This window comes from Pollutimonas thiosulfatoxidans (assembly GCF_004022565.1).
In the GTDB taxonomy this organism is placed as follows: Bacteria; Pseudomonadota; Gammaproteobacteria; order Burkholderiales; family Burkholderiaceae_B; genus Pusillimonas_D; species Pusillimonas_D thiosulfatoxidans.
Map to the genome: position 1 here is coordinate 2586137 of NZ_CP022987.1, position 25299 is coordinate 2611435.

General features: G+C 55.8%; 24 protein-coding genes. 5 read left to right on the forward strand and 19 right to left on the reverse strand.

Annotation, left to right across the window (positions count from 1 at the left end):
- Positions 1-15: 15 nt before the first annotated feature.
- Both CKA81_RS12585 and CKA81_RS12590 read right to left on the reverse strand, forming a co-directional pair.
- Positions 16-1524 (reverse strand): class I adenylate-forming enzyme family protein, encoded by a 1509-nt coding sequence (locus tag CKA81_RS12585; RefSeq protein ID WP_128355574.1) that lies wholly within the window; start codon positions 1522-1524, stop codon positions 16-18.
- Entirely contained in the window at positions 1521-2711 is a 1191-nt protein-coding gene (locus CKA81_RS12590) for an acyl-CoA dehydrogenase family protein (RefSeq protein WP_128355575.1), read from the reverse strand. Before CKA81_RS12590 ends, CKA81_RS12585 begins: the two co-directional genes overlap by 4 nt.
- Positions 2712-2921: 210 nt before the next feature.
- On the opposite strand from CKA81_RS12590, the gene CKA81_RS12595 reads away from it, so the two are divergent.
- Complete coding sequence (locus CKA81_RS12595) at positions 2922-3893, forward strand: zinc-binding dehydrogenase (protein WP_128355576.1); 972 nt, start codon at positions 2922-2924, stop codon at positions 3891-3893.
- Here the strand turns inward: CKA81_RS12595 and CKA81_RS12600 are convergent.
- The 3 genes from CKA81_RS12600 to CKA81_RS12610 form a co-directional block, all read right to left on the reverse strand.
- Positions 3890-5191, reverse strand: coding sequence for a TRAP transporter large permease (locus CKA81_RS12600; protein ID WP_128355577.1), 1302 nt, complete (start codon positions 5189-5191; stop codon positions 3890-3892). The genes CKA81_RS12595 and CKA81_RS12600 overlap by 4 nt on opposite strands.
- Complete coding sequence (locus CKA81_RS12605; RefSeq protein WP_128355578.1) at positions 5191-5742, reverse strand: TRAP transporter small permease; 552 nt, start codon at positions 5740-5742, stop codon at positions 5191-5193. Before CKA81_RS12605 ends, CKA81_RS12600 begins: the two co-directional genes overlap by 1 nt.
- Positions 5743-5803: 61 nt before the next feature.
- Positions 5804-6772 carry a TRAP transporter substrate-binding protein gene (locus CKA81_RS12610; protein WP_128355579.1) on the reverse strand — a complete coding sequence of 323 codons (969 nt, stop codon included), beginning with the start codon at positions 6770-6772 and terminating at the stop codon, positions 5804-5806.
- Positions 6773-6951: 179 nt separating this feature from the next.
- Between CKA81_RS12610 and CKA81_RS12615 the strand changes: the two genes are divergently transcribed.
- The 3 genes from CKA81_RS12615 to lhgO are packed head-to-tail and all read left to right on the forward strand — an operon-like array spanning position 6952 to position 9513.
- On the forward strand, positions 6952-7644 hold the full coding sequence (locus tag CKA81_RS12615; RefSeq protein WP_128355580.1) for an MBL fold metallo-hydrolase: 693 nt from the start codon (positions 6952-6954) through the stop codon (positions 7642-7644).
- A gap of 14 nt (positions 7645-7658) precedes the next feature.
- Positions 7659-8300, forward strand: a complete 642-nt coding sequence (locus tag CKA81_RS12620) for a GntR family transcriptional regulator (RefSeq protein ID WP_164878394.1) — start codon at positions 7659-7661, stop codon at positions 8298-8300.
- Positions 8301-8328: 28 nt separating this feature from the next.
- Positions 8329-9513, forward strand: coding sequence for an L-2-hydroxyglutarate oxidase (lhgO, locus tag CKA81_RS12625; RefSeq protein WP_128355582.1), 1185 nt, complete (start codon positions 8329-8331; stop codon positions 9511-9513).
- Between the two features lie 15 nt (positions 9514-9528).
- Here lhgO and CKA81_RS12630 read toward each other — a convergent pair whose 3' ends face one another.
- Positions 9529-10608: a tartrate dehydrogenase gene (locus CKA81_RS12630; RefSeq protein WP_199287542.1), complete on the reverse strand. Its 1080-nt coding sequence runs from the start codon at positions 10606-10608 to the stop codon at positions 9529-9531.
- Between the two features lie 98 nt (positions 10609-10706).
- Between CKA81_RS12630 and CKA81_RS12635 the strand changes: the two genes are divergently transcribed.
- Complete coding sequence (locus tag CKA81_RS12635) at positions 10707-11600, forward strand: LysR substrate-binding domain-containing protein (protein ID WP_128355584.1); 894 nt, start codon at positions 10707-10709, stop codon at positions 11598-11600.
- Here the strand turns inward: CKA81_RS12635 and CKA81_RS12640 are convergent.
- The 13 genes from CKA81_RS12640 to CKA81_RS12705 form a co-directional block, all read right to left on the reverse strand.
- Positions 11597-12526 carry an NAD-dependent epimerase/dehydratase family protein gene (locus CKA81_RS12640; protein WP_128355585.1) on the reverse strand — a complete coding sequence of 310 codons (930 nt, stop codon included), beginning with the start codon at positions 12524-12526 and terminating at the stop codon, positions 11597-11599. The genes CKA81_RS12635 and CKA81_RS12640 overlap by 4 nt on opposite strands.
- A gap of 3 nt (positions 12527-12529) precedes the next feature.
- A complete protein-coding gene (locus CKA81_RS12645) occupies positions 12530-13543 on the reverse strand; it encodes a DctP family TRAP transporter solute-binding subunit (protein ID WP_128355586.1) in 1014 nt (337 codons plus the stop codon).
- A gap of 19 nt (positions 13544-13562) precedes the next feature.
- Complete coding sequence (locus CKA81_RS12650) at positions 13563-14834, reverse strand: TRAP transporter large permease (protein WP_128355587.1); 1272 nt, start codon at positions 14832-14834, stop codon at positions 13563-13565.
- Complete coding sequence (locus CKA81_RS12655; RefSeq protein ID WP_164878395.1) at positions 14831-15337, reverse strand: TRAP transporter small permease; 507 nt, start codon at positions 15335-15337, stop codon at positions 14831-14833. The genes CKA81_RS12650 and CKA81_RS12655 overlap by 4 nt, the downstream gene beginning before the upstream one ends.
- A 63-nt stretch (positions 15338-15400) precedes the next feature.
- Positions 15401-16522, reverse strand: coding sequence for an aspartate racemase/maleate isomerase family protein (locus tag CKA81_RS12660; protein WP_237183387.1), 1122 nt, complete (start codon positions 16520-16522; stop codon positions 15401-15403).
- A gap of 117 nt (positions 16523-16639) precedes the next feature.
- Complete coding sequence (locus CKA81_RS12665) at positions 16640-17398, reverse strand: SDR family NAD(P)-dependent oxidoreductase (RefSeq protein WP_228255856.1); 759 nt, start codon at positions 17396-17398, stop codon at positions 16640-16642.
- Between the two features lie 2 nt (positions 17399-17400).
- Complete coding sequence (locus CKA81_RS12670) at positions 17401-18681, reverse strand: TRAP transporter large permease (protein WP_228255715.1); 1281 nt, start codon at positions 18679-18681, stop codon at positions 17401-17403.
- Positions 18678-19187, reverse strand: coding sequence for a TRAP transporter small permease (locus CKA81_RS12675; protein ID WP_128355591.1), 510 nt, complete (start codon positions 19185-19187; stop codon positions 18678-18680). Before CKA81_RS12675 ends, CKA81_RS12670 begins: the two co-directional genes overlap by 4 nt.
- The gene (locus CKA81_RS12680) at positions 19187-20200 is read right to left on the reverse strand and encodes a TRAP transporter substrate-binding protein (RefSeq protein ID WP_128355592.1); all 1014 of its coding nucleotides are present in this window, start codon (positions 20198-20200) and stop codon (positions 19187-19189) included. Before CKA81_RS12680 ends, CKA81_RS12675 begins: the two co-directional genes overlap by 1 nt.
- Before the next feature lie 203 nt (positions 20201-20403).
- Positions 20404-21462 carry a CobW family GTP-binding protein gene (locus CKA81_RS12685; protein WP_128355593.1) on the reverse strand — a complete coding sequence of 353 codons (1059 nt, stop codon included), beginning with the start codon at positions 21460-21462 and terminating at the stop codon, positions 20404-20406.
- Between the two features lie 347 nt (positions 21463-21809).
- A complete protein-coding gene (locus CKA81_RS12695) occupies positions 21810-22691 on the reverse strand; it encodes a polysaccharide deacetylase family protein (RefSeq protein WP_128355594.1) in 882 nt (293 codons plus the stop codon).
- A gap of 31 nt (positions 22692-22722) precedes the next feature.
- Positions 22723-24099: an amidase gene (locus CKA81_RS12700; RefSeq protein ID WP_199287543.1), complete on the reverse strand. Its 1377-nt coding sequence runs from the start codon at positions 24097-24099 to the stop codon at positions 22723-22725.
- A gap of 294 nt (positions 24100-24393) precedes the next feature.
- Positions 24394-25116 carry a TetR/AcrR family transcriptional regulator gene (locus CKA81_RS12705; protein ID WP_128355596.1) on the reverse strand — a complete coding sequence of 241 codons (723 nt, stop codon included), beginning with the start codon at positions 25114-25116 and terminating at the stop codon, positions 24394-24396.
- Between the last annotated feature and the right edge of the window lie 183 nt (positions 25117-25299).

Below are 25299 nucleotides of genomic sequence, written 5' to 3' on the forward strand. Positions count from 1 at the left end.
TGGTTGTGAAAATACTTATGCGTTGGATATCGTATCTATCGTGTGCGATGTAAGGAAATGCAGATCGTGCCTTTTGATCTTTTGCGTCTCGGTCTTGGGAATACCTTCTACAAAAGAAAAGAAACGCGGAATCATATAAGCGGGGATCCGGTCAGTCAGGAAGGATTTCAAGGCCTGGGGATCGATCTCGCGATCGGTCACCACAAAGACTTTCACCTCTTCTCCCATGATGTCGTCGGGAACGCCAACGACTGCGCAGTCTTTCACACCTTCATGTTTGAGTAGCTGTTGCTCGATTTCCGTCGGGGCGATCATTTCACCTCCGCGACGAATCAGCTCTTTCACTCTGCCATCAAAGTACAAGTAGCCGTCTTCATCCAGCCAACCGCGGTCACCGGTGTATAGCCAGCCATCCTTCAATACCGCCGAAGTGGCTTCGGGATTGTTCCAGTACTTAGAGAAAAAGATGCCTTCCTGCGCAGCCTGGGCCGTGATCTCGCCCTTTTCTCTAACCGTCAACGGCTGTCCCGTCTCGGAGCGAATCGAGATTTTCACGCCGTTACGCGGCGGCCCTACCGATCCGATCCGCGTGCCTTCATTGGTATTCATAGTGACCCAACCGCCCGTCTCGGTCATGCCATATAGCTCATGTACGCGAACGCCAAATCGGCTTTGCACGTCCCGCCAGACCCGCTCTGGCGCGCCCCCGCCTACGCACCACTTCAGGCCATGTTCGTGCTGCGCTCCGGCGTGCCGCTTTACCAGGATAGAGAGCACGGTCCCCACAAAGGTGAAACCCGTAGCTTTGTAAAGGCGTGCGTCCTCAAAGAAGCGGCTTGCCGAAAACTGCGGGATGAGAATTAGCGTGGCACCCGCTTGCAGGGCCGACATAACTGCGTACATCTGCGGGTTCGCATGGAACAGAGGCAAAAACACCATGATGCGGTCGTCGGCCGTTACACCCAGTGCTTCTGCCATGTCGATTCCGGCCGCATCATAAGCCCTATGGGGAAGGACCACACCTTTGGGCAGTCCTGTGGTCCCCGACGTGTAAAGTATGGCGCTGGCCATCAGCGGATCAACTTCGCCAGCTTGCTTCCATCTGGACCTCTGTGTGGATGGAAGCTCCAACATGCCCGGCTCAATCATGATTTTCGGGATAGGCGTTTCAAGGGCGTCGATAGTGTCACGTTTCTCCGCGTATAGCTCGGGGTCCACTAAAAGGACGCTCGCTGCGCTTTGGCTTAGGGTATAGCGCAAGCCTTCGCCCACGAGACTCACGTTCAGCGGTACTGCCACTGCACCAAGCTCGTTAATGGCAAACCACGCCACCAGGAACTCCGGCCGGTTGCCGCATAGCAGCGCGACATGGCTGCCTGGCGCGACACCTCTGGCATGCAGTTTCTCCGCAAACTCGGAGACTAGTAAAGCCATGTCTCCGTAGGAGATTGCAGTAGTGCCGTAGACGACGAAGGTCTTTTCCGCTTGCCGCTCAGCATGTAAGTAAAGGCGATCTGTAATCACTTCTGAGCAATCCGTAAACTCTCGCCGAACTTGGAAAGATGGCGACCAATCGTATTTTTTAGAATTTCAGATGAACCACCGGCAATTTCGTAGGCCTTCGCATCCCGCAAATAGCGGCCAAATGGCGCGCTTTCCGTTACACCATAGGCGCCACATATCTGAATGGCCTGCTCGGCTGTCCGGGTTGCCACCCTGCTTGCCAACAGCTTGGCCTCGCTGGAGTAGCGGGCGATTTCCTCATGGCGGTCCAACGCTCCACATGCCTCATAGACAAGTAAGCGGGCGGCGTCTATCTCCGCCATCATGTCAGCGAAGTACCACTGAATCCCCTGGAAATCGATAACATGCTTGTCGAATGCCAAGCGATTCGAAGCAAACGCCAGGGCCCGGTCAAACGCGGCTCGTGCTATTCCTATACTGATGGCACCTGCGACTGTCCGCGAGAAATCCAGTGTCGTGACAGCGTTGCGAACACCTTTACCCTCTATCCCTATCAGGTGATCGTCCGGCAGTTCGACGTCATCCAATATCAGGTCCACATGAGGGCCGTTACGTAGGCCAAAAGTACTGGCGTTGGGCCCCGTTTCGTTTGAGATCCCGGGCATGTCGTGGCGGACAAAGAAGGTCGACACCCCTGCACTGGTCTCGGCCAGAACAATGTACGCTTCTGCGGCAGAGCCCGATGTAATGAAAGACTTGCGCCCATTCAGGCGCCAACCAGTTGGAGTTTTGAGGGCTTTGGTATCCAGCGAACGAATGTCGCTCCCGTGATTCGCTTCGGTCAATGCGTAGGAGGTAATAAGGCCTTCACCGAATTGCGGCAAGACTTTTTCCTGGAGCGAGGCGGTGCCAAAAAGCTTGATTAGAGTCTGCGCCTGAAGAATGGTAATCAGGCTGATGCCCACAGCCGCGCTCGCGTATGAAGCCTCTTCGAACACGGCCGCGCACCGCAAGAAGCTGGCGTCCTGACCGCCCCATTTTTCGGCAAGCGTCAGTGCTGTATAACCCTTACGAGCAAGACGCTTGATGGACTCGACCGGATAGATATCCTGGCGGTCGATCTCATCGGCGAAAGGCAGAACGTCCTGCGCGACGGCATCACGCAGCCCGTCAAGGAAGTCACCATCGACGAGGTCTCGCCAAAGCGTTCTGCTCCACGCGTGGGGCAATACATCGGGATTACTCATTGCTTGTCTCCTGCTCCATAGCTTCGCGGTCTTCTTGAAAGCCACGATAGGAGCGGAGTCTATAAGACAGAAGATCCCTAAAGCTTTGCGGGGCCAGAAGAGTTCCGCCAGGCGGGACTATAGTTCCGCGCTGCAGAACCACGAACCCGCCTTTCCGCGTTCCTCTCGGGGAGAATCATTTAATATTCTTGGACAATCACAAGGACTTCCATGCAGTCATATTCGATCGAGTCAGCAAATGGGCAAGCCAAACTTCACCTGCAGGACATCGGGCGGCCGGTCCCCGGCTCCGGCCAGGTCTTGCTGCGCCTGCATGCCGCAGGCCTGAATCGCGGCGAACTGATCGCAGCCCATGCGTCCACCGGGGCCGCGTCGCGCCCCAAACCGCTAGGTGGCGAGGGCGCAGGCGAAGTCATTGAGCTCGCCGCCGACGTCAGCAACGTAAAAGTGGGCGACCGCGTCATGGGCAGATGCTACGGTGCCTTTGCCGAATACGCCTTGATGGATGCCGCGGAAGCCATGCTGATTCCTGACGGCCTTTCCTGGCAGGAAGCCGCAGCGATTCCCCTTGCCTATCTGGTGGCTTACGACATGCTGGTAGTACAAGGAAAACTGCAGGCCGACGAATGGCTATTGATCACGGGCGCTTCGTCGGGCGTTGGCGTTGCTTGCCTGCAACTGGCCAAGGCCTTGAAGGCACGCGTGGCCGGCACATCGAGCTCCGCGGAAAAGCTGGCGCGCCTGAAAGCACTCGGCCTGGATGTCGGCATACAGACGCGCAGCCCTGACTTTTGCGACGCCGTCATGCAAGCCACGCAAGATAAAGGCGCCAACCTGGTCGTTAACAATGTGGGCGGCTCGGTATTCGCCGAGTGCATGCGGTCCATGGCCTACGAGGGCCGATTCGCCACGGTCGGCTACTTGGACGGCCAACTAAGTAGCAACATAGACATCGGCCTGCTGCACGCCAAACGACTGGTGCTTTTTGGTGTATCGAACAAGCTGCGCAGCGCGGCAGAGCGCGCCGCACTGGTTCAGCGCTTTACCGCCGATATCCTGCCGCTGTTCGCCAGCGGGCAGTTGCGACCCGTTATCGACCGCACTTACCCCTTCCAGGAGTTGCCCGCCGCCATCGCCCATATGGAATCCGACCGCCATCTGGGCAAGATTGTGCTCGGTTAACCGTACATCATCTCTGGTAGCACCAGCACAATCTTGGGAAAAAGCACCACCAGGACCACCGCCACGATCAGCAGCGCAAAGAAGGGAAATGCCGCCTTGGAAATAAAGACAATATCGCGCCCCGTCATGCCTTGCAGCACGAACAGGTTAAGGCCCACAGGCGGCGTTAGTTGCCCCATTTCGACAACCAACACCAGATAAATACCGAACCAGATTGGATCTATGCCGGCAGCCTGAACGGCCGGTAGCAAGACCGCCGTGGTCAACACGACGATGGAGATGCCATCCAGGAAACACCCCATCACGATGAAAAACACGGTAAGGACGGCCAGCAGGCCGTATGTGCTTATGCCCATGTCGCTTATCCAGCGCGCAATGTTCGCCGGCAAATTGGCATAGCCCATGGCAATCGTCAGGAAGGCCGAACCAGCCAGGATGAAGGCAATCATGGACGACGATAGCGTGGCGGAAATCAGGCCCTCTTTAAAGGTCTTCCAATTAAGATCCCCAAACAGCCAGCTAAGCAAGAGCGCAATCACCACGCCCACAGCCGCAGAATCTGTGGGGCTTGCCAAGCCCAGGTAGATGGACCCCACCACGCCGATTATCAACAAGGCAACAGGCAGCAGCGTTCGAGTCGCTTTGAGCTTCTGAACAAAACTGACGGGCGGATCTTTCGGCGGCACTTTGTCGCGGTTCTTGGCAGACCAGATGGCCACATAGCCCATGAACAGGCCGATAACCATAACGCCCGGCAATACGCCGGCAATAAACAGCCGGGCGATGGAGAGTTCGGCCGCCACGCCATACACAATCAGAATGATGGACGGTGGGATAAGCAGTCCCAAGGTGGCCGAACCAGCAACCGTACCAAGGATAAGCTTCTCGTCGTAGCCGCGCGCCTTGAGCTCGGGTACGGCGACTTTGGCTACCGTCGCGCAGGTCGCAGCCGACGAGCCGCTGACAGCGGCGAATAGCCCCGATGCCAGGACGCCGACATGCCCAAGGCCGCCTGGCAAGGAGCGCATCCAGGGCGCCAAGCCCGAGAACAGGTCTTTGGACATGCGCGAGCGAAACAGGATTTCGCCCATCCAGATAAACAAGGGCAAGGCGGCCAAAGACCATTCCGCCGAAGTGCTCCACATATTGGTTGCCAGCACGCTAAGCAGCGGCGCATTGGAAAACAGCACGATGCCAACCAGGCCGGTGACAAACAGCGCAATCGAAACCCAAAGGCCCAGTGCCAGGCTACCGATCAGTACGGCGACAAAAATAAAAGACATTACGGCGTCTGACATTACAGCGCCTCCTCGGCTGCACTTTCTATGCGTAGCGCTTCACTGCGACCCTGGCGCAGCATGTCGACCAAGGTATCGATTGCAGCAATAAGGAAAACGCCGGCCCCCACACAGAGCACGGCCTGGGGGATCCATAATGGCACCCGAAGCAGGCCGGACGCGCGGTCTCCCCACATCAGCGACTGATAGGCAAGCTGTCCTAAGCCATACGTAAATAACGCCCCCATGACGACACCTATAAGCGCGATGATCGTCAGCGTCGAGCGGCGGACTGGCGCGGCAAGCTTTGACTCGAGCAGCGTGACCCGTATATGGGTTGTCTGCCGGAAGCCCAAACCCAGCGATAGAAAAGTGGCAAAGCCCAGCGCATAGCCAGACAGTGACGCATAGGAAGGGATCAACAAGCCGAAGCTTTTGTTGAACAGACTCAGTGCGACGAAATCGACAACATTGAGCACGACCTGACCAAAAACGATCACGACTATTCCAACAAGCGACAAAGCGGCCATTCCGCCGCTAAATCGGTACAAACCATCTAGAACTTTACGCATGCGCATGATCGTCCGCTAAATAAGAACCCGGCGCGAAAGTCGCGCCGGAGTTTGTTGCTTCTTACTGAGCCTGGTAAGCCTTAAGGACGGCTTGCCCCCGGTCGCCGGATTCTTTAGCCCACTCGGCGGCCATCGTCTTGCCGATGTCATGCAAAGCGGCGTTAAGCGCCTCGGAGCCATCACCGACTTTAATGCCTTTCTCTTGCAGCACCTTGCGTTGCGCAGAGTGATCGGCTTCGGCCATTTCCCAACCGCGCTTCTCGGCCGTGGCGGCAGCGTCCAGCAAGGCCTTCTGTGTGGACTCATCCAACGCATCGAACACGCCCTGGTTCACCACCACGATGTTCTTGGGCAGAAACGCCTTCACATCATAGAAGTGGCTAAGGTAGTCCCATGCCGTCGTGTTAACGCCAGTGGAGGTGGACGTGATCATGGCGTTTACACGGCCCGTAGTGAACGCCTGCGCAAGGTCAGGAACTTCCACTTGCGTGGGAACGGTGCCGGCAAGCTGAGCCAGGCGCTCGGTTTGCGGGCTGTATGCCCGCATCTTGATGCCCTTCAAGTCTTCGATCTTTTCAATCGCCCGGTCAGTGTACAGACCCTGAGGGGGCCATGGCACCGAGAACAGCACCTTTAGATTCTGGCGCCCCAGCTCTTCTTCAAGCGCTGGCTTGGATGCCTGGTACATTTTCCAGGAGTCGTCAAACGACACGGCAACGAAAGGGACCGAGTCCAACGCAAAGATGGGGTTCTCGTTGGCCAGGTTCGATATGATGAACTCGCCAATTTCGATCTGCTTTGACCGTACCGCATTCTTGATCTCTTGGTGCTTGATCAAAGAGCCCGCAGCGTGCACATTAATTTGTACCTTGCCATCTGTGGCTGCATCGACCTCTTTGGCGAACTGCTGAATGTTTTGCGTATGGAAGTTTGACTCGGGATACGGCGTGGCCATCTGCCAGGCGGCATGTGCCGCTGTCGTGGAAAGCGCCAGCGCAGCACCCGCCACCATCGTCTTGTAAAAATTCATGTTTCCTCCTGGATACGGTAGTTTGGCAACAAATATATATTATCAATAATACTATCGATAGTAGGTCGCAACAAGCAGTAAACACTTACAATGGATAGCGACGAACTGGTCCGCTATAGTAGCGCAAGAAGTTATCTATTGATATTATTATCAATAATATTTTCACGGGGAAAACCACAATGACTATCCGACACGACACCTTGGTGGAAGGGAATTGTCTGAGCTTCAAAGGCGGGTTCTTTGGGTTCTCTGCCATCGTGCTGGTCGTCGTGGAAGATCAAGGGCCAATCTTGTTCGATACCGGGCACCACTCCACCCGCTCGCTATTGCTCGAAGCCCTTGCGAAGCGCGGCCTGGCCCCATCCGACATAAAAACAGTTTTCCTTTCTCACCTGCATTTCGACCACGTCAATAATGTCGATCTGTTCCCCGGTGCCGCCATCTATGTCAGTGCTGCAGAGTGGGCTTACGCGCATAATCCCTCTGAGGGCGATGTGTTTTGCAGCGTCGGCATGAACCACTATCTTGCCCAGCAAGATCTGCGGCTGCTGGACGATACGCAAGGCGAACTCTTTCCCGGCCTGCATTATCGCGCTGCGCCGGGCCACACGCCGGGCGGCTACTTGTTGCACTACACCAAGAGTACTGGCGAGCGCGTCGTGCTGGCCGGCGACGCGTGCAAGACCTACCGCGAGATGGCCACCCTTAAAGTCGCCAACGAGTTCGACCCACTGCAACGCTCGACCGAAACCCTACAGTGGATTGCAGACAACGCCGATATTGTTGTGCCCGGCCACTTTCCAGAGCTTTATCGCAGCCCCGGCGGGTGGGTCTGGGATGAACCGTCCAGATTGGAGCTCATCGTCCGATGAACCAGGAAAGCATCATGGCACCTACCACCGAGAAGTTGGTAGAGGAACTCGAAGCCGACATCATCTTCGGCCGTCTTCGACCGCATCAAGAACTCGTCGAAGACGCACTGATGGCGCGCTTCGGCGCCAAGCGTCACGCTGTACGCGCGGCCATCCAAGAGCTTATCGCCCGTAGCATTGTGGTCAAGCCACGATCCAAGTCGGCGCGCGTGAAGGATTTTACAGAAACGGAAGTGGACGAGTTGTACCGCATGCGGGCGCTGCTTCAACGCGAAGCCGTCAATACCATGCCCCTACCCGCCGAGCCCGCAGCACTTAACAAGCTGAAAGAAGTACACGTACGGTACGTGGCAGCGGCGTCGGTTGGGGCGGATCAGCGCCTTATCCATAAGCTGAATGACGAGTTCCACTCAGCCATCTTCGAACTCTGTCGAAACCAGACGCTGTCCAAGGCCATTGCGTTTTACACCGAGGCAAGCAACCCCATCCGCTCATACGGCATCACCGACAAGCAATGGCTGAATCGCGCAATCTCCGAGCATGCCGCCATGATAGGCGCTATCGAACGCCAAGACAGGCAGGCGCTGGCAGAGCTGGTCGTCGACCACATGCACCCATCGCTTAAGCGCTGGCAGGCCGTCCGCGCGGGCGCCTGAAGATCACGCTATCGCAGTAAAGGAAACAATGAAGTACGACTACCTTGTAATCGGCGCAGGCATCGTCGGTGCCGCGCTGGCCGCGGAAATCATCAAGCGCAAACCCCAAGCACGCGTGCTGGTGGCCGAGAAAGAAGCGCGGGCTGCCCTGCATCAGACAGGCCGCAACAGCGGTGTGGTCCACTCTGGCGTGTACTACACGCCCGGCAGCCTGAAAACCCGCTACTGCCGCGAAGGCCTGGCGCAAACAAAGGCGTTCTGCGCCGCGCGCGGCATAGGTTATGAAGAGCGAGGCAAACTGCTGGTCGCAACCAACGATCAGGAAGAAGCCCGCTTGGCAAATCTGGAGGTCCGCGGGCAAGAGAATGAGGTAGCAACGCAGCGGCTAAGCATGGCCGAGTTGCGCGCGCTCGAGCCGGCCATCACTGGACAAGCCGCCTTGCGCATCCCCTCCACAGCAATCACCGACTACACCGGCATCACCAACGCCCTGCTGGCGGATGTGGAAAATGCAGGTGGGGTGGTACGGTTCAACGCGGAGGTACGAGCAGTAAGGCAGCTTGGCGACTCTTACCAAGCCATTGTTGGGTCCGAGACGCTGTCTGTCGGACGCATTATTGCGTGCTCTGGCCTGGCATCCGACCGCGTGGCAAGAATGCTGGGCATAGACCCAGGCATACGCATCTTGCCATTCCGGGGCGAATACTTCGTCTTGCCTTCCCGCTTGAACACCATCGTGCATCACCTCATCTATCCCGTGCCAGACCCCGCCCTGCCCTTTCTCGGCGTGCACCTGACACCCATGATCGACGGATCGATTACCGTGGGACCCAACGCCGTTCTAGCGCTGGCTCGCGAAAAATACAATCGGTTCAGCGTGGATGCTACCGATGCCATGTCGGCGCTGACCTACCCTGGCTTATGGAAGATGCTTGCCAAGCACCCAGGCCCCACCTGGAATGAATTAAAGGGTTCGCTTTCGAAAACGGTGTATCTTGCCGCCGTGCGCAAGTACTGCCCATCGTTGCGCATTGAGGACCTAGGCGTCTACCGTAGCGCCAACCGGGCACAGGCCGTGCGGCCCGATGGCACCTTGGTGGACGACTTCCTGGTCAAGAGCATGGGCGGCATTACAGTCATACTGAATGCGCCCTCGCCCGCGGCGACCGGCGCCATGCCGATTGCAGCGAAGATTGCGGATGATGTTTTGTAAAGGGCCGCCAATCCGTCAGCGCATCAATACCGCTTCAACAGCCTTGCCGACTTCCGTGGTATTCGCAGAGCCACCCAAATCCGGCGTCACCACCCGCTGTTCACGTAACACAGTTTCAATCGCTGCGACGATCTCGTCATGCGCTGCCGAGTATGACGCATCTCCGTTGCCTATGAAATCCAACATCATTGCACCCGACCAAATCATCGCGATCGGGTTGGCGATGTTCTTGCCGTAAATATCAGGCGCCGAACCGTGCACGGGCTCGAACAACGAGGGAAATTTGCGTTCAGGATTCAGGTTGGCCGACGGAGCGATGCCGATAGTTCCGGTGCACGCCGGCCCCAAGTCAGACAAGATGTCGCCAAACAGATTGGACGCCACCACAACATCAAAGCGTTGCGGGTTCAATACAAACTGTGCAGCCAGAATATCGATATGGTACTTATCCCAACGTACGTCGGGGAAGCCAGGCGCCATCGCCTCCACGCGTTTGTCCCAATACGGCATGCTTATCGAAATACCGTTGGATTTGGTGGCGGATGTCAGGTGCTTCTTCGGCCGGCTTTGAGCCAACTCGAACGCATACTTCAAGATGCGGTCCACCCCTTTCCGTGAAAAGACTGACTCTTGCAATGCTAGTTCGTTTTCCGTGCCTTCAAACACCATACCGCCCACTGCCGAGTACTCCCCTTCGGAGTTCTCGCGCACGACATAGAAGTCGATGTCGCCAGGCTTGCGACCGGCCAACGGACATGGCACGCCTTCCATCAAGCGTACAGGGCGAAGGTTCACGTACTCGTCAAAGCCTCTGCGGAACTGAATCAGTGAGCCCCATAGCGAGATATGGTCAGGCACCGTCTCGGGCCAACCCACTGCCCCAAAGTAAATGGCGTCAAAGCCCTTCAATTGCTCGAACCAATCCGCCGGCATCATCTGCCCATGCTTGGCGTAGTAGTCGCAATCAGCCCATTGGAACTCTTCGAAACTCAGTTCGAGATTAAATTTCTTGGCCGCCGCCTTCACAATACGGAGCCCTTCGGGCATTACTTCTTTACCGATACCATCACCGGATATCACTGCAATCTTGCGCATTTTCACCTTCTTAACAGGTTGTTGGATCTACGGGATGATCTTACTATCCCCAAGATGAAATACAATTCACTGTTTGGTTAAATCACAAGACACACAGCATGAATAATCAGCCTCTATTGGAAGACTTACGCCTATTCTGCGTTGTGGTCAAAAATCGCAGCTTCGTAGCCACCGCCACGGAATTGGGAGTATCGCCAGCTTATGTAAGCAAACGGATCGCCATTCTCGAGTCGTCACTTAATACCAAGCTGTTGCATCGCACCACTCGTAAAGTGGCGGTTACTGACGACGGCACTACTATTTATGAGTGGTCGCAGCGGATATTGGAAGACGTGGACCAGATGACCGAGATGGTTCTCACCACCAAGACAACTCCGCGCGGTCTGTTGCGTATATGCACGAGTTCCGGTTTTGGCCGCAACCGGGTCGGGCCTGCGCTTTCTCGGCTGGCAACGCTATATCCCTCAATGGAGATACAACTGGAACTGCTGGATCGTCCGGTTGACTTGATCGGTGAAGGATTTGACTTGGATATTCGGGTAGGGACGGTAAACGAATCAAGCCTGATAGCCAAACATATCGCCACAAACTACCGGATCTTGACGGCGTCGCCGCAGTATATCGAAAGGCATGGCAGCCCGACCTCTCTCGCGGATCTGGCCAACCATCAATGCATCGTCATTCGCGAGCGCGATCAAACATCCAGTGTGTGGCGCGTTACCGGCCCTAATGGACCGGTAACGGTTCGCGTCGCTGGACCGTTATCGACCAACAACGGGGAGATCGCTCACCAGTGGGCGATAGAGGGCCATGGCATTTTGCTTCGCTCAATCTGGGACGTACAAGCCAGCATGGACAGCGGGCGACTGCTACGTGTGCTTCCCGATCATGCTCAGGAAGCCAACGTATGGGCGGTGTACACCTCGCGCCTTAGCAGCTCGGCGAAAGTCCGCGTATGTGTTCAGTTTCTGGAGCAGTGGTTAAAGAATTAACCACGTTGCAGTGAATCGCGCACGCGCGCGGCGCCATCTGCAAGAGACACAGTAGGATTGAAACCGAAGTCGCGGCGGGCGGCGTCAATCGTCAGGGGACCTAACGGAAACGTATTCCATGCCATGCCGTCAGGATCCACCTCTATCGATGCGGACGGCACGGCGGTTTTTACCGCCCCGACAATTTCGTCCAGACTTTGTGCAACGCCCGGCCCAATGTTATAGGCGCGCTGGGTTAATGAAGACGAGAACAATGCCGCACAAATGCCGTCCACGACATCGTCAACATAGATATGCTGTCGGGTGGTACCCGACTCTTGCCGGATCTTGGTGACGCGGTTCGCCAGGGCGTCTTGCACTAGAGTTCGAATCAGACAAGATGTTGTTCTGCCCGGGCCATAGCAAGAAGCCACACGCAATGCGACTGCATCCACGCCGTGCTCGGCAAAATAGGCGTTGATCAACGCCTCGCCAGCCGCTTTGGTCGCACCATAAACGGTCGTAGGGATAAGAGGAACATCTTCGTCGACGGGGCGTGTGTCGGCCCGCTTACCGTAGGCCATCACCGACGAAAACCATACCAGCCGTCCCACGCCATGTATACGCGCGGCCTCGAGCAGATCAACCAGGGATACCAGATTGATGTCGCATAAGCGTGCCGGCGCATCCCGGAGCAGCATCGGGCCCGATACGCCGCCGGCGTGAACAATACTGCTAATGCCAAAACGCACAATAACTTCGTGCCAGCGGTGTCCATCCGGCAATTCGTGCGTAATGACCGGGTAAGGCAGGCCCGGCGGAATGATCCGGTCCATGCCCACCACTTCGTAGCCTTGGCTGACAAGCCGGTTTGCTACTTCGGCGCCAATTAAGCCCGTAATGCCAGTGACGAGTATCGCTCCGGCTTTGTCAGTCTGTGATGTCATGCTTTACTTCACTTCTTGGATTTGCTTGTATATATCTGCAAGAAGGCCGCCTTCAAAGGTGTTTGGTACGTCCTTTACTTTCTCGCGGAAGGCTTCCTTGTCGGGATTGATGACCGTCACGCCACCGGCCTTGAATTCTTCCAGAAGCGCTTTCTCGCTTTCGATCACCAACTGGTCTTGGTAAACCCCAGCGTCACGCACTGCAGTCTTGATCAAGTCCAACTGCTCTGGGCTCAAGCGTCGATGAAGATCATCACTCATTCCAACGACCACGTTGGAAACCAGATGATCGGTCAGCGAGAGATATTTATTGACCAACTGAACGCCAGCACCCTTGGCGGTGGCTAAGGGGTTCTCTTGTGCGTCCACAACGTGCGTTTGCAGGGCGGTAAAGAGATCCTTGAAGTCGACCGGCGTTGGCGTGGCACCCATGGCGCGCCAATATGCTTCAAAAATCGGAACCGGCACCACCCGCAACTTAACGCCCTCCAGATCCGCAGGCGTCTTGATGGGCTTGTTTGAGGTCAACTGACGGGTACCGTAGTACCACGCCGAGCTCATTATGTGAATGTCTGTCTTTTTCAGTAGCGCTGCCGCCAAGTGGTCGCCCACGGGGCCGTCAAGCGCTTTTCGCATGTGCTCCGGGTCGCGGAATGCATAGAGCATTCCTAGGACATTGGCTTCTGGCAGCACGTTACCGTAGGTAGAACCAGTAATCGCGGCCATATCGAGCGTGCCAATCTGCATGCCTTCGATCATTTGCTGCTCGTTACCAAGCTGGCCAGCGGGGTAATCGCGCACTTTGATTTTTCCGCCTGACCGCTCTTCCACTAATTGTGCAAAGCGCTTGACGCCAAGATCCAAGGGCGTACCGACCGCGATGTTTTGCCCAATACGTATAGTCAATGCCTCTTGAGCTACCGCTACGCTGTTGGCGCCTAACGACGCGGCCCCAATTGCCAGCGCAAGCGTCCCAACCTTGAGGCTACGCGAGAAACGTGAATATAAGTTTTTCATTGTCTGCTCCTGATACGATTTAGTTTGAATAAGCCATGTTCGGCAACCATGTAATCAACTGCGGAAACGCAATGATGAGCAACATGGTGATAACAAGGGGAATGAGAAACGGCCAAACAGCAACGATCACCTTTTCGAGCTTAATACCCGAAACCTGACTGCCCACGTACAGGCACAGCCCAACCGGTGGCGTCACGAGACCGATACCCAGCGTATAGACCATCATCACGCCGATATAGACGGGGTCGATGCCTATCGCCATCAAGGCGACGCCTAATACTGGCGTCAACAGAATGATTGCTGCTGCCACCTCCATGAAGCACCCCACAACCAGCAGCAAGGCGGCTACAGCGAACATCACCATCGTGGGGTCTTGAAACGAACCTATCAATAACGCGCTAAGCCCGTCGGTGACTTGAGCACGCGAGATCACGTAGCCCAGCGGAGCCGCGAACCCGATGATCAGCATGATGGCACCCGACAGCGTGGCGGTGCTGACCATCGCTTCCAATACATTGGCCCAAGTCAGTTCACGGTAGATAAGGCCGGCGACGAGTAATGTATAGACGGTAGCCAGTATGGCTGCTTCAGTGGGTGTAGCCAGCCCACTGAACATGGCGCCCAGCAGCACGACAGGGGTCAGCAAAGACCAAAAGCCATCGCGGAAGGTTCGCCAGAATGGGATCTGCGGAGCCGGCTTGACCTTTACCTTTCGTCTCCAGAACAGAAACGCAAACGTGGCCATAATCATCAAGCCGGTCAAAACCCCGGGAATCACTCCACCGAGAAACAACAAACCGACGGGGACGTTGGCAATACTGCCAAAAATCACCATATTGATGCTGGGCGGGATGATCGGTCCTATGGTTGATGTCGTGGTTATCACACCAATGCTTAGGTCATCCGGATAATCGCTATCTCGCATAGCTTTCATTCCGATCTTGCCCACGCTGGCCAGATCAGCCACTGCAGAGCCGGACATCCCGGCGAATATCATCCCTGCCACCACGTTGGTGTGACCCAGCCCGCCAGGAATCCGGCCCACGCAAGCCAGCGCGAATGCGAAAATGCGCCGGGTAACACCCCCGCAGTTCATTAGCTCGCCAGCCAGAATGAAAAATGGGATCGCGATCAACGGCATATTGCTTAGCTGACCGATAAACTGCTGGGGGAACACCAGGAGGTTCGCATTTGCCGTTATGAAATAACCCAATGCGGAGAGCGCAATCGCAAATGCAATGGGTACGCCGATAAGCATGGCGACTAGCAGGACGATGGTAGATATAATCATTTGTCAGCCTCCAGTACCTCAGTTACCGCAGGCTTGTGTCCGAAGGCAGTCTCAATAAAGATGAACCGATAATTGAACAACTGCAGTTGCACCAGGCGAAGGGCCATCAAAATGGAGACGGCAGGAGCCGCTGCGTAAGCCCACGCCCATGTAATTGGCAAGGTCGCTGCCGAAAATGAAGTGCGTAAAGTAAGTTGCCATCCTTTCCAGCCCAATACGGCCAGAAGGGCCAAGATAGCAATCAGCACCAACACATCGAAGATTTTCCGCAATGACGCGGGCAAATTATCGGCAACCACACCAAGCTTCACTAGTCCAAGACGCTTGGCCGCACCGATAGCGCCGAAGGCTGAGGCCCAAACAAACAGGAACTGGGATAGCTCTTCTGGCCAGCTAAGCGGTGCGTGAAAAACGGTGCGCAATAGAACCTGCGCAGCCATGCTAAAGCCAATGATGCCAAGGAACACCAAGGCAAGCAGTTCCTCTGCGTTATCCGCCAGCAAGCGGGCCCACCACGAGCCCGGTCGCGCACTACCCGACGACGTAGGAGTATGTGCTTGCATCAGTTACACCCAGCCCGCTTTGTCCAGGACTGCTTTGGCCTCGTTCATCGCATGCTGCATGGCGGCAATATCATTTTCCGTCCATGGACGCGTGCCCGGGATGTGATGTACTGATATCCAACCGGAAAGCTGTCCTTGCGACACCAGAGGCCCCAACACTTGCGCTTTCACGCCGTACACGCCAACCAGCGCTTTAGGCGCCGGCACCTCGGTATTAATGCAGTCTTCCTGGATCAGCATCTTCCTGTTTTTGTCCAGCCACTGAACTGTCGCCAGGCTGCGTTGATTTAAAGACGAATCCAGCTTCAGGCTGGCCACGCCCGGCGCGGTAGCTTCGGCATAAACATCATCCACGCCAATATTAAGTTGTGGAACATCAAGTCTGATCGTAGTCCGGCTGGCTTGGGTCTTATCCAACAAGTCGGCCAATATCGCATCCAAGGCCTCAACCACTTCGTGATCTCTTAGTAACTTACCCCAGCCGTGCAATGGGTTGTTGATTTCGGCCATCCTCAGCGCTTGCCACAATGTGACCGCTACGCTGTCAAAAATTGGTTTACCCAGCTCGTGCTCCATCTCATCCAGCACTACCGCCGCCGCCAAATTCGTGCATCCCACCACCAGGCACTCCGCCTCTGGTGAGTCGGCATCGCGTAATAGCTGCTTGATCGTCTCGAACGAGGTGCCCCCTATGAGCTGGTTGGTGGCGATATCGAGTCGCGCGCCACTGACAACTTCAAAACCAGCGCTGCCGTAGGTCGCCGCCATTTGCCGATGCGGCTCTTCCGTGTAGGGAGTCGCCAAACCAAACTTTTCAATTCCGTAATAGGCAAGCACCTCGAGTTGCGCGAGGGACGACGTGGAGGCAGGCAAGCCAGTCTGCTTGGTAATGTCCTTACAGATTTCCTGGTCGGCCTCGAAGCCTTTGCCGGACCACGCGCCCGAGGTGCCATTCCAAAGTATGGAATCCACGCCGGCATCGGCCAAAAGGCGCGCCGCCTCCGCCATCTTGGCGGTCTGGAATTGGTTTACATCCTTCTCATCCAACGACAGTGTCTTTACACCAACGCGGCTGTAATGCACTGAAGCCCTATCACTGATCTGGTGCAGCATCAGGTTGGTCAAGGGCTCCAATGCCGTGTTGGACGATGGCGTGATGAAACCGATCTTTTTCAGGGAGTGCAAGCTATCAATTTTCTTTAAGCGTATGCTCACGATGAATTCCTTATATATAACGTTTGTTCATGGCAGAATCCATCCGCCATCGACAACCAAAGTGTGTCCGGTCACGTATGCTGACGCGTCGCTGGCCAAGAACGCAAAGGCATTGGCCATGTCTTGGGGTTGCCCGAAGCGCCCGAGCGGAATCCGCTTGATGGCCTCGCTGTATTGTTCGGGCTGCTGAAGCAGATGCTGATTGATAGGCGTAAGCGTGCGGCCCGGCGCCACGCAGTTAACCCTTATGCCATGCGGCCCCCACTCGAGCGCCGCTGTCTTTACAAACTGCGAAATACCCGCTTTGGTAGCTGCATAAACCGAGCGGAATTCGGCGCCGTTGTATGCCAGTTGCGACCCTGTGTGGATAATCGTGCCTTGACCGCGCGCCACCATTCGCTCGCCAACTAATCGGCTTAGCGTGATCGCGCCGGTCAGGTTCACGGAAACAACCTTGGCTAGATCAGAGAACTTCAATTGCAGCAGAGGTTCGTAAAGCAAAATGCCAGCATTGTTGATCAGCACGTCCACGTCGCCTATTGCTGCTGCGAGCTCCTCGATGGACGACGTATGAGCCTGGTCATATACCACGGCGCGGAACGACGAAGGACGTTCGCTTACCAGTTCTTGCAGCGCTTGCTCATCCCGGTCAGCAACAAACACCTGCGCTCCAAGATCGGCAAAAAGAACAGCGGTCGCGCGCCCGATACCGCTGGCGGCTCCCGTGACACAAACTTGGCGGCCGGAAAAGTCAAACATATTTGAAAAGACAGCAGGTAAATGCATAATCAATAGCCCACTAAGCGCGGCAGGAACAGGATAATTTCTGGAAACAACATGAATAGAAATAGCAAACCGTACTGAAGAAGGATGAACGGAGTAATTTCTTTGATGATGTCAGTTACTTTGATGCGCCATATGCCAGACGTTACGATCAAAAGGATGCCAACCGGGGGGGTTATACCGCCGATGGTGATGTTCATTACCACGAGGAAGCCGAAGTACACGGGATCAATCCCGTAAGTCGCAGCGACGGGAGCGATAATAGGTACCAGCATCAGATAGGCGGCGTTGGCCTCCATGACCATACCAATCAATACCAAGGCCAACATCACCAAGAAGGTGAACACCAATGGATTCTCGGTCAACGTAGTCAGCCATTCAGCCACTTGCGGCGCGACCATCTCGGCGGTCAAAAGGTAGGTGACCTGAGACGAAAAGGCGATAAGCGCGCCCACCACTGCAGTGATAATGCCGGCGTTCAGCAGTGCTGGTCCCAAGTCGGACACGCGCAGCTTTTTGGTGATGAAGAAGCCGATAACCAAGGCATAGGCCACCGCAATCGCCGCACCCTCTGTAGCAGTGAACACGCCTCCGACAATGCCGCCGACGACCAGCACCGGCATCAGAAACACAATAAAGGACCGGCGCAGTTCTTTCCCCACCCGTGCCCAAGTGAATGCATGGCCACTTATCGGGTAGCCACGCCGCCGGGCAATTAGCGAACACAGAACCATAGTGCCAACGCCGAGCAACACACCGGGTACGACACCGGCCATGAACAGCGCGCCTACCGAAACATCCCCGGCCACCACGGCATAAACGATCATCCCAATACTTGGCGGTATGATCGGGCCCAGATTGGATGCCGAGGCGACCAGCGCAGCACCAAACGCCTTGCTATACGACTTACCTAGACTTGGACCCAAGGTGGCGCCCAAAGCGGTCGCATCGGCAACAGAGCTTCCTGACACGGAGGACAAGCCCATGGCCGAGCCGACAGTGACCAAACCGAGGCCGCCGGTAACCCGACCAACCACCGCATCGGCAAGCTCAATCAATCTTTCCATGATGCCGCCGCGTACCATCAACTGGCCGGCCAGCATGAACAGCGGTATTGCCATCAGCGGAAACGAGTCCAGGGCATAGACCATCTTGCCCGCCAACTGCTCCATCGGAAACCCGCCCAGCACCACCCCAGCCAGGCCTGCCCAGCCCAAAGCAAAGGCCAGCGGCATACCTATAACTGCCAGCACCGTAAAAACAGCCAGCATGGTCAAAGAGATCATGTTTCGCTCCAGTGCTCGTTCCGGAGTTCGCCGGTGATCAATATGCGGCCAATATGCAGGCAGGTATGAATGAGACCGAGCGCCAGGCTGGCATAGAATACGCCAACGCTAAGCGGAATACCGGGCATGTTCTGGTCCCAGGTCTCGCCCATTAAAAGCACAGAGTAATAGGCGATTATTCCGGACAGAATCATGATCAACACGGCATTTAATGAAAGCGTAAGGCGTCTGACCCTTGCGCTGAATCGCTCCACTACGAGGTCTATTCCGACGTGGGCGTTATATCGTATGCCCAGCGGAATGGAGAACATAATCGCCCATATGAAACAGACGCGCGGCACATCCCAGCCCCAAGTCAGCGAATCGTTCATGACATAGCGGAAAAAGACCTGCAGCAGCAGTACCGATGTCAAAACGGCCATCGTCACTTTCACGATGAGGGAAGCGATACGGTCAAGGACATCCAAGACCGCATCGTAGCGACTAAGCAAGGCAGTTCTAGTCATCAGGTATTAGCGCACTTCTCAATGCCTTGTTCGACGAGGTCCATCGCTTCGTCACCCAACTTCTTGCGCATTTCCACGTAAACCGAATGGGTGGCTTCGCGGAACTTGGCCAGATCAGCTGGCGACAGCTCGTGATATTCCATGCCGGCTTTAATAAGCTGCCCACGTGCGACCTCGTTCTCGCGCATCGACATGGCGCGCTGTTCTTCGGTCGCAGTTTTAGCTGCCTGTCGTACGGCTTCCTGCTGCTCAGGCGTCAGCTTCTCAAACGACGCTTTATTGACCATGTAAGCGGCCCAGTCATAGAAATGACCCGAGTTCGACAGGTATTTCTGTACCTCTGGGAATTTACGCACCACCATGTTGTCGTACGGGTTCTCTTGCCCATCGACAACGCCCTGTTGCATGGCTTGGTAGAGTTCCTTAATGTCGATAGGCGTGGGGTTCGCACCGAGCGCGCGGAACGTCAGCAGCCATGCCTCACCGGGAAGCGTACGGATTTTCAAGCCGTCCATGTCGGCAACCGACTTTATAGGACGCTTGTTATTAGTGACATGTCGTGCGCCAACTTGGGCCCATCCCAGCACCAACACGCCTTTCTCTGCCATCTTGTCTTCAAGAAACTTGCCGAGGCCACTTTCCATCTGGCAGATAGCCTGCTGGGGCGATGTTGCGGCAAACGGCAGAATTGCGGCCCCCAGCTCGGGAACCAGCTTGTCGTAGAATCCGATAGAGCCCCAGGCCAACTGGATCTGACCGGTGCGAACCTGGTCCACCTGCTCCAGGGCGCCGCCCAGCGTATTGTTGGGAAATAAATCCACGCGTAGCGCGTTGTCGGTCAACTTGGCTGCCTCGGCCTTGAACACTTTCGCACCGTGGGTGGTGGAGTGCCCCTCGGGGTAAGAGCCACTAGCACGCCAACGCACGTCATCGGCAGAATAGGCGGATGCGCTAGTTAGAACCAGAGCGCTTGCGCACAAGGCGATCCATTTATTGAAGGCTGGGTAAGTCATTGGCTACTCCTGAATAATCGAGCGTCGCGATAAACACGCGTATTGCATGTGACGCAAAAAACGAGCTACTTTCCTAGGCTTTTGTACTGTCAAAACATAGTAAGGCAATTCGTTTCCGGAATAATTGATCAGGAGTAAACCGATAATGCACGGGACGTGAACTATTGCTAGGGAAAACCCTAGCATTGCCCACGCCGTTCGCGTTACTTAGTTCTTGAGAAGATTTCGAGTGAACGCTGCAGCATTGCTGCATCAGGCAGGTAGCCAATGAGCACCACTCGGGACCTGCGATCGGGGCTAGGCCACGAATCCAGATGTGTGGGTGGATGAATAAGGTGCTGTACCCCGTGTATGACTGTAGGAACGTTCACGCCGCGAAGATTCAGTATTCCTTTAACGCGCAGAATGACGCTGCCATACCGATGCAGCAACATGCTGAACCAAACACCGAAGGCGGTCCAGTCCAAGGGCTCATCCATAGTCAGCGACACCGTTTCTATGCCGCTGCCATGAACCCGCCCCAAGCGCTTGCCTCCATCCTGAAACAAGGACGGCGATTGCTTGCCCATCGTTGCGCTCGCGCTGCTTCCTGCAAACCACTGCGCCGCCTCATCCCGACGGGCACCATCACCGATATCCCGGGACATCAGCACTTCCGATTCGGAGGCGTCGTTGCGCGACGTGATGATTGAACATGAGGGATTCACTTGCGTAAGCGCCATTTGCAACGCTTCTAGCTTGTCTGGGCCGACCAAGTCGGCCTTGGTGATGACTATTCGGTCGGCGATCGCCGCCTGTTTCACCGATTCGGCCCGCTCACCCAATTGCGCCAGCCCATACACCGCATCTACAGTAGTTACCACCGTTCCGATCCGGTAGTGGTGGTGCAAGGCGGGATCGCTTATTACGGTATTGATAACGGGGACCGGGTCCGCAAGGCCTGTGGTTTCGATAACCACCCGGTCAAATGGCGGCAATATACCTCGGTCGCGCCGTTCATTAAGGCTAAGAAGCGCTCCGGCGAGGTCCGAACGTATGCCACAACAAATGCATCCGTTGCGCAATACGATGGTTTCTTGATCGACCTGGTCTAGAAGCTCGTGATCCAGCCCGATTTCGCCGAGCTCGTTAATCAACACTGCACAATTAGAGAACGCTTCACTGGCGAGCAAGCGGCGCAACAGCGTTGTCTTGCCACTACCCAAGAAGCCGGTCAACACATTGACCGTGTATCGTGCATCGTTGTTTTTCAGGTTATCCATAAAGTCTGCTGATCCGCTCATGAACCACAGGCGACAAAGGATCAGCAGCGTGTCCGGCTAATCGTTCTACTGCGGCCCAAAGCTGGCCAAGGTCATCCACAAGTTCTGTCTTGCCAGTGAAGGTACTGAGCAGATACTTGCTACCTTGCCAGTCTGTCACCGAACAGGAAAACGCGCCCAGCACTCCATTAAGATACCGGACGCGCCTTTGGCGCTCGTTGCGCCGCACTCTGGAAAGCTCGGTCTCATCCGCTAAAGGCAGAAGATCTGCCCAATGATCCTCGCTTCCTAATATGCCGCACAAGCCACACATTGCAGTCCTTTGCCTATTTACCAGGCCACGGCTTTCACGCTTTCCAGGGAAAGCGTCTGTCGAAGTCGTCAGCCATTTGATCCATAGTGACAAACTTTACGCCCTCGTGGCCTCGGATGTATTCAAATAACCTCTCGAGCATCAGCAGCACTTGCGGACGGCCCGAGACATCGGGGTGGATCGTGATCGGGAAAATCGCATAGTCGTACTCGCGGTAAACCCAGTCGAACTGATCACGCCACATCTGCTCGATGTCCCGCGGGTTAACGAACCCATGGCTATTGGGCGACTTCTTTATGAACATCATGGGCGGAAGATCATCCAAATACCAGCTGGCTGGAATCTCGATCAGCGACGTCTCTTTGCCGCGCACCAAAGGCTTCATCCATTCGTTGGCCTCTTTGGTGAAATCAATCTTCGTCCACTGGTCGCCCACGCGTACGCGGTATGGTTGGAAGTCATGATGCATCAGGCTGTGATCGTACTTGATGCCCTTTTTCAGCAACAGCTCGTTCGTGATGTTGCTGAACTCCCACCATGGCGCCACATAGCCCGTAGGCGCTTTCCCGCATAGCTGGGTGATTAATTCAATACTGCGGTCCATCACATCTTCTTCCTGCTTTGCCGTCATGGCAATGGGATTCTCGTGCGAATAACCATGCATCCCGATCTCATGGCCGGCGTCCACCACGGCCTTGATCTGATCCGGGAAAGTTTCAATGGAGTGCCCGGGTACAAACCATGTCGTCTTAATGCCAAAGCGGTCAAACAGCTTGACCAGGCGCGGCACACCGACCTCTCCGGCAAAGAGGCCGCGGGAAATATCGTCCGGGGAATCTTCTCCGCCATACGATCCCAACCACCCCGCGACGGCGTCTACGTCTACGCCGAAACCACACAATATTTCTTTAGCCATGCGCTCTATCTCCTGGTTAGCGATGTTCAAGTTACAGTTGGATTACGTTGGCAAGCGAGAGGCCACAATCCAACAAAAAGTCTTCGCGCTCTGCGCTGGCGGCAAATACGATGCTTGTCGGCATTCCCGCAGCACCCAAGCCATTCGGTAATGCCAAGGCACAGATGTTCAGCATATTGCCCCACATGGTGTTCCGGATAGTCTTGCTGTTGACCGCCACGAAGTGGTCCATGTCGTCCTCTAAAGCCGCCAACGGAGGCGCCACATGGGCAACGGTAGGCATCACCAACATTGCTTCACCCATAGAAGCCCGAAGCGACGCACCTAGCTTCGCTCTGCCCTGCTGCAAACGCAGTAAATCATAGGCAGACATACTTTTGCCCGCCATGATGCGCTTGTAGACAAAGGGATCCACCTCAGAGCTGCGGGAACTCTCGAGCAGGTCGTGATGCCAACAATAAGCTTCCGCGGAAGCAAGAAAACCGTGGGACGCGCTTAGCGCTTTCAGTTCATCAAGTTCGGGAACATGGCGCCGTAGGACCTTAACCCCAGCTGCAGACAAGCGGTCAAGCGACGCGGAAAAATTGGCGTGGACTTCGGGCTCTAAATCGTCCAGAACCACATTCTCGGGGACAACCAGCGTGAGCGCTTGCAAGCTCTGGCCGCTCGCCGTCGCTGGCACGTCAGCTCTGCCGCCCCGCAGCGCCTGATCCACTAAGAAGCAGTCCGATACCGTGTGCGCAAGCACGCCGACAGTATCAAGCGTTTGAGATAACGGAAATACGCCACGGCGGTCATACCGCGTTTCGGAAGTCTTGTACCCGACGACACCATTAAATGCAGCCGGCACGCGAACCGAACCGCCCGTGTCTGTACCAATAGCTACAGGCGCCAGCCTGGCTCCCACCGCAACGCCGGAACCAGACGACGACCCGCCAGGAGCGCGCCTCACATCGCGGGCATGCGGATTCAGCGGGGTGCCATAGTGGGGATTCAGGCCCAAGGCAGAATATGCGAATTCGCTAAGGTTGGTCTTGCCCAGGGTGACCATGCCGGCGGCAGCCAAGCGGGCGACCACAGGAGCATCCTCTGCAGCCGCCGGCGCATCCCGGTAGATGGCGGAACCCGCAGTCGTTGGGGTGCCCTTGATATCTACGGCATCTTTCCATGCGATCGGCACACCGTCCAAAGCGCCCAGCGGACAACCCCGCTGATACCTTGCAGCGCTGGCTGCAGCCTCTTCGCGAGCGCGCTCAAACGTGGTCGTAATAAAAACCGCGGAATCACCATGCGCTTGAATGCGGGAAATAAAATGCTCGGTAAGATCTACCGCGTTAATCTCGCCACGAGCCAACATTTGGCCGAGCTCTGTGGCGGAGTAGTCTGATGGTTGCTTTGAGGGCTGCACACCCGTCTCCTTAGTCGAAATCCGCGGTTGTTGCCGCATACTGATGGCCCGCAGATTCGGGCGGCAATTATGTTCGATTTGAAGATTATATAGCGACTACCTAGCCTATAGCTTCGAATTTGCTACATAATATGCCAAGTATCCGAGGAAAACGTAGCAATTGCCCCTGACGGCAGCGAAGCGTGGGGCGGCATTGCGCCCGGGCGGGAAGAGGATATGTATTACGGAATCGGAGAGCGGCCAGACACTGCAAGCCGAGCCGGGGCAGGGCTTTATTGGAAGGTGTAGACCAACTTACGCTGGTCTGCGCCGTCCTTCCGCTGTTCTGGGCTCGACCACAGCAGCCATCAAGGTTTCCTCGTCCATATCCGGATCGAACAGCCCTGGATCGTCCAACATTTGATCGGAAGGCGAACTGGACAGCGACCTTTCCAGCATCTGCGTTAAGGCATAGGCAATCTGTGGCCCCGACCAGTTTCCATCGGGCCGGTACCACTTACGGCTCCAGTTCAATGCGCCGGTAACCATAAAAATGGCCAACTTAGGGTTGCATGGCACGATACTGCCGTCGGCAATCCCGTCTGTCACAAAGCTTCGTAGCGCCGCCTCGAACTGATCCCGCCGTTTAATGATTGCCTTCATGTGCGCGGGTTTCATTGCATGCTCTTCGAGCAAGACCACATAGCTGCCGTCTTCGCCCAGCATCATCTCCAGGTAGCTGCGCAGGGCACGGGTTAACTTTTGCAGCCCGGTCCCGCCTCCTTGCTGTGCCGCCTCCACGATCTCGACGGCAGTGTCCATGGCCGAGTCGTGGCAGTAGTAAAGGAGCTCTTCCTTACTGGGTACGTAGGTGTACAGCGCTGCTTTCGTGACTCCTAGTTTTTTGGCTATTTCCGTAAGGGATGTCCCGTAGTATCCACGGCGGTTGAACGAAGCTGCGGCCTCGCGTATCAATACCTCGCGCTTGCGATCAAATTGCGCGCTAGCTTCGGGAACAGCGTTTTTCCATGTTGCCATGAACGGGTCTCCAGTTTCTCTCGTGCGCTAGAACTGCGCAGAGCGTCCAACTCGACGACCATTATAGTCACAAAGTGTGTCTCAAATTGTTCCGGTTAGTGAAGTTACTGACCGGTTAGTGTGTTGACGGAATGGTCTGTCTGCGCGTAGACTCCGCCTTAATAACACCTTCGCTAGGCCACA

Coding starts and splice junctions, on each gene's coding strand:
- CKA81_RS12590 (WP_128355575.1), bottom strand. CDS start 2,711: ATGAGTAATCCCGATGTATTGCCCCACGCGTGGAGCAGAACGCTTTGG.
- CKA81_RS12595 (WP_128355576.1), top strand. CDS start 2,922: ATGCAGTCATATTCGATCGAGTCAGCAAATGGGCAAGCCAAACTTCAC.
- CKA81_RS12600 (WP_128355577.1), bottom strand. CDS start 5,191: ATGTCAGACGCCGTAATGTCTTTTATTTTTGTCGCCGTACTGATCGGT.
- CKA81_RS12605 (WP_128355578.1), bottom strand. CDS start 5,742: ATGCGTAAAGTTCTAGATGGTTTGTACCGATTTAGCGGCGGAATGGCC.
- CKA81_RS12610 (WP_128355579.1), bottom strand. CDS start 6,772: ATGAATTTTTACAAGACGATGGTGGCGGGTGCTGCGCTGGCGCTTTCC.
- CKA81_RS12615 (WP_128355580.1), top strand. CDS start 6,952: ATGACTATCCGACACGACACCTTGGTGGAAGGGAATTGTCTGAGCTTC.
- CKA81_RS12620 (WP_164878394.1), top strand. CDS start 7,659: ATGGCACCTACCACCGAGAAGTTGGTAGAGGAACTCGAAGCCGACATC.
- lhgO (WP_128355582.1), top strand. CDS start 8,329: ATGAAGTACGACTACCTTGTAATCGGCGCAGGCATCGTCGGTGCCGCG.
- CKA81_RS12630 (WP_199287542.1), bottom strand. CDS start 10,608: ATGCGCAAGATTGCAGTGATATCCGGTGATGGTATCGGTAAAGAAGTA.
- CKA81_RS12635 (WP_128355584.1), top strand. CDS start 10,707: ATGAATAATCAGCCTCTATTGGAAGACTTACGCCTATTCTGCGTTGTG.
- CKA81_RS12640 (WP_128355585.1), bottom strand. CDS start 12,526: ATGACATCACAGACTGACAAAGCCGGAGCGATACTCGTCACTGGCATT.
- CKA81_RS12645 (WP_128355586.1), bottom strand. CDS start 13,543: ATGAAAAACTTATATTCACGTTTCTCGCGTAGCCTCAAGGTTGGGACG.
- CKA81_RS12650 (WP_128355587.1), bottom strand. CDS start 14,834: ATGATTATATCTACCATCGTCCTGCTAGTCGCCATGCTTATCGGCGTA.
- CKA81_RS12665 (WP_228255856.1), bottom strand. CDS start 17,398: ATGCATTTACCTGCTGTCTTTTCAAATATGTTTGACTTTTCCGGCCGC.
- CKA81_RS12670 (WP_228255715.1), bottom strand. CDS start 18,681: ATGATCTCTTTGACCATGCTGGCTGTTTTTACGGTGCTGGCAGTTATA.
- CKA81_RS12675 (WP_128355591.1), bottom strand. CDS start 19,187: ATGACTAGAACTGCCTTGCTTAGTCGCTACGATGCGGTCTTGGATGTC.
- CKA81_RS12680 (WP_128355592.1), bottom strand. CDS start 20,200: ATGACTTACCCAGCCTTCAATAAATGGATCGCCTTGTGCGCAAGCGCT.
- CKA81_RS12685 (WP_128355593.1), bottom strand. CDS start 21,462: ATGGATAACCTGAAAAACAACGATGCACGATACACGGTCAATGTGTTG.
- CKA81_RS12695 (WP_128355594.1), bottom strand. CDS start 22,691: ATGGCTAAAGAAATATTGTGTGGTTTCGGCGTAGACGTAGACGCCGTC.
- CKA81_RS12705 (WP_128355596.1), bottom strand. CDS start 25,116: ATGGCAACATGGAAAAACGCTGTTCCCGAAGCTAGCGCGCAATTTGAT.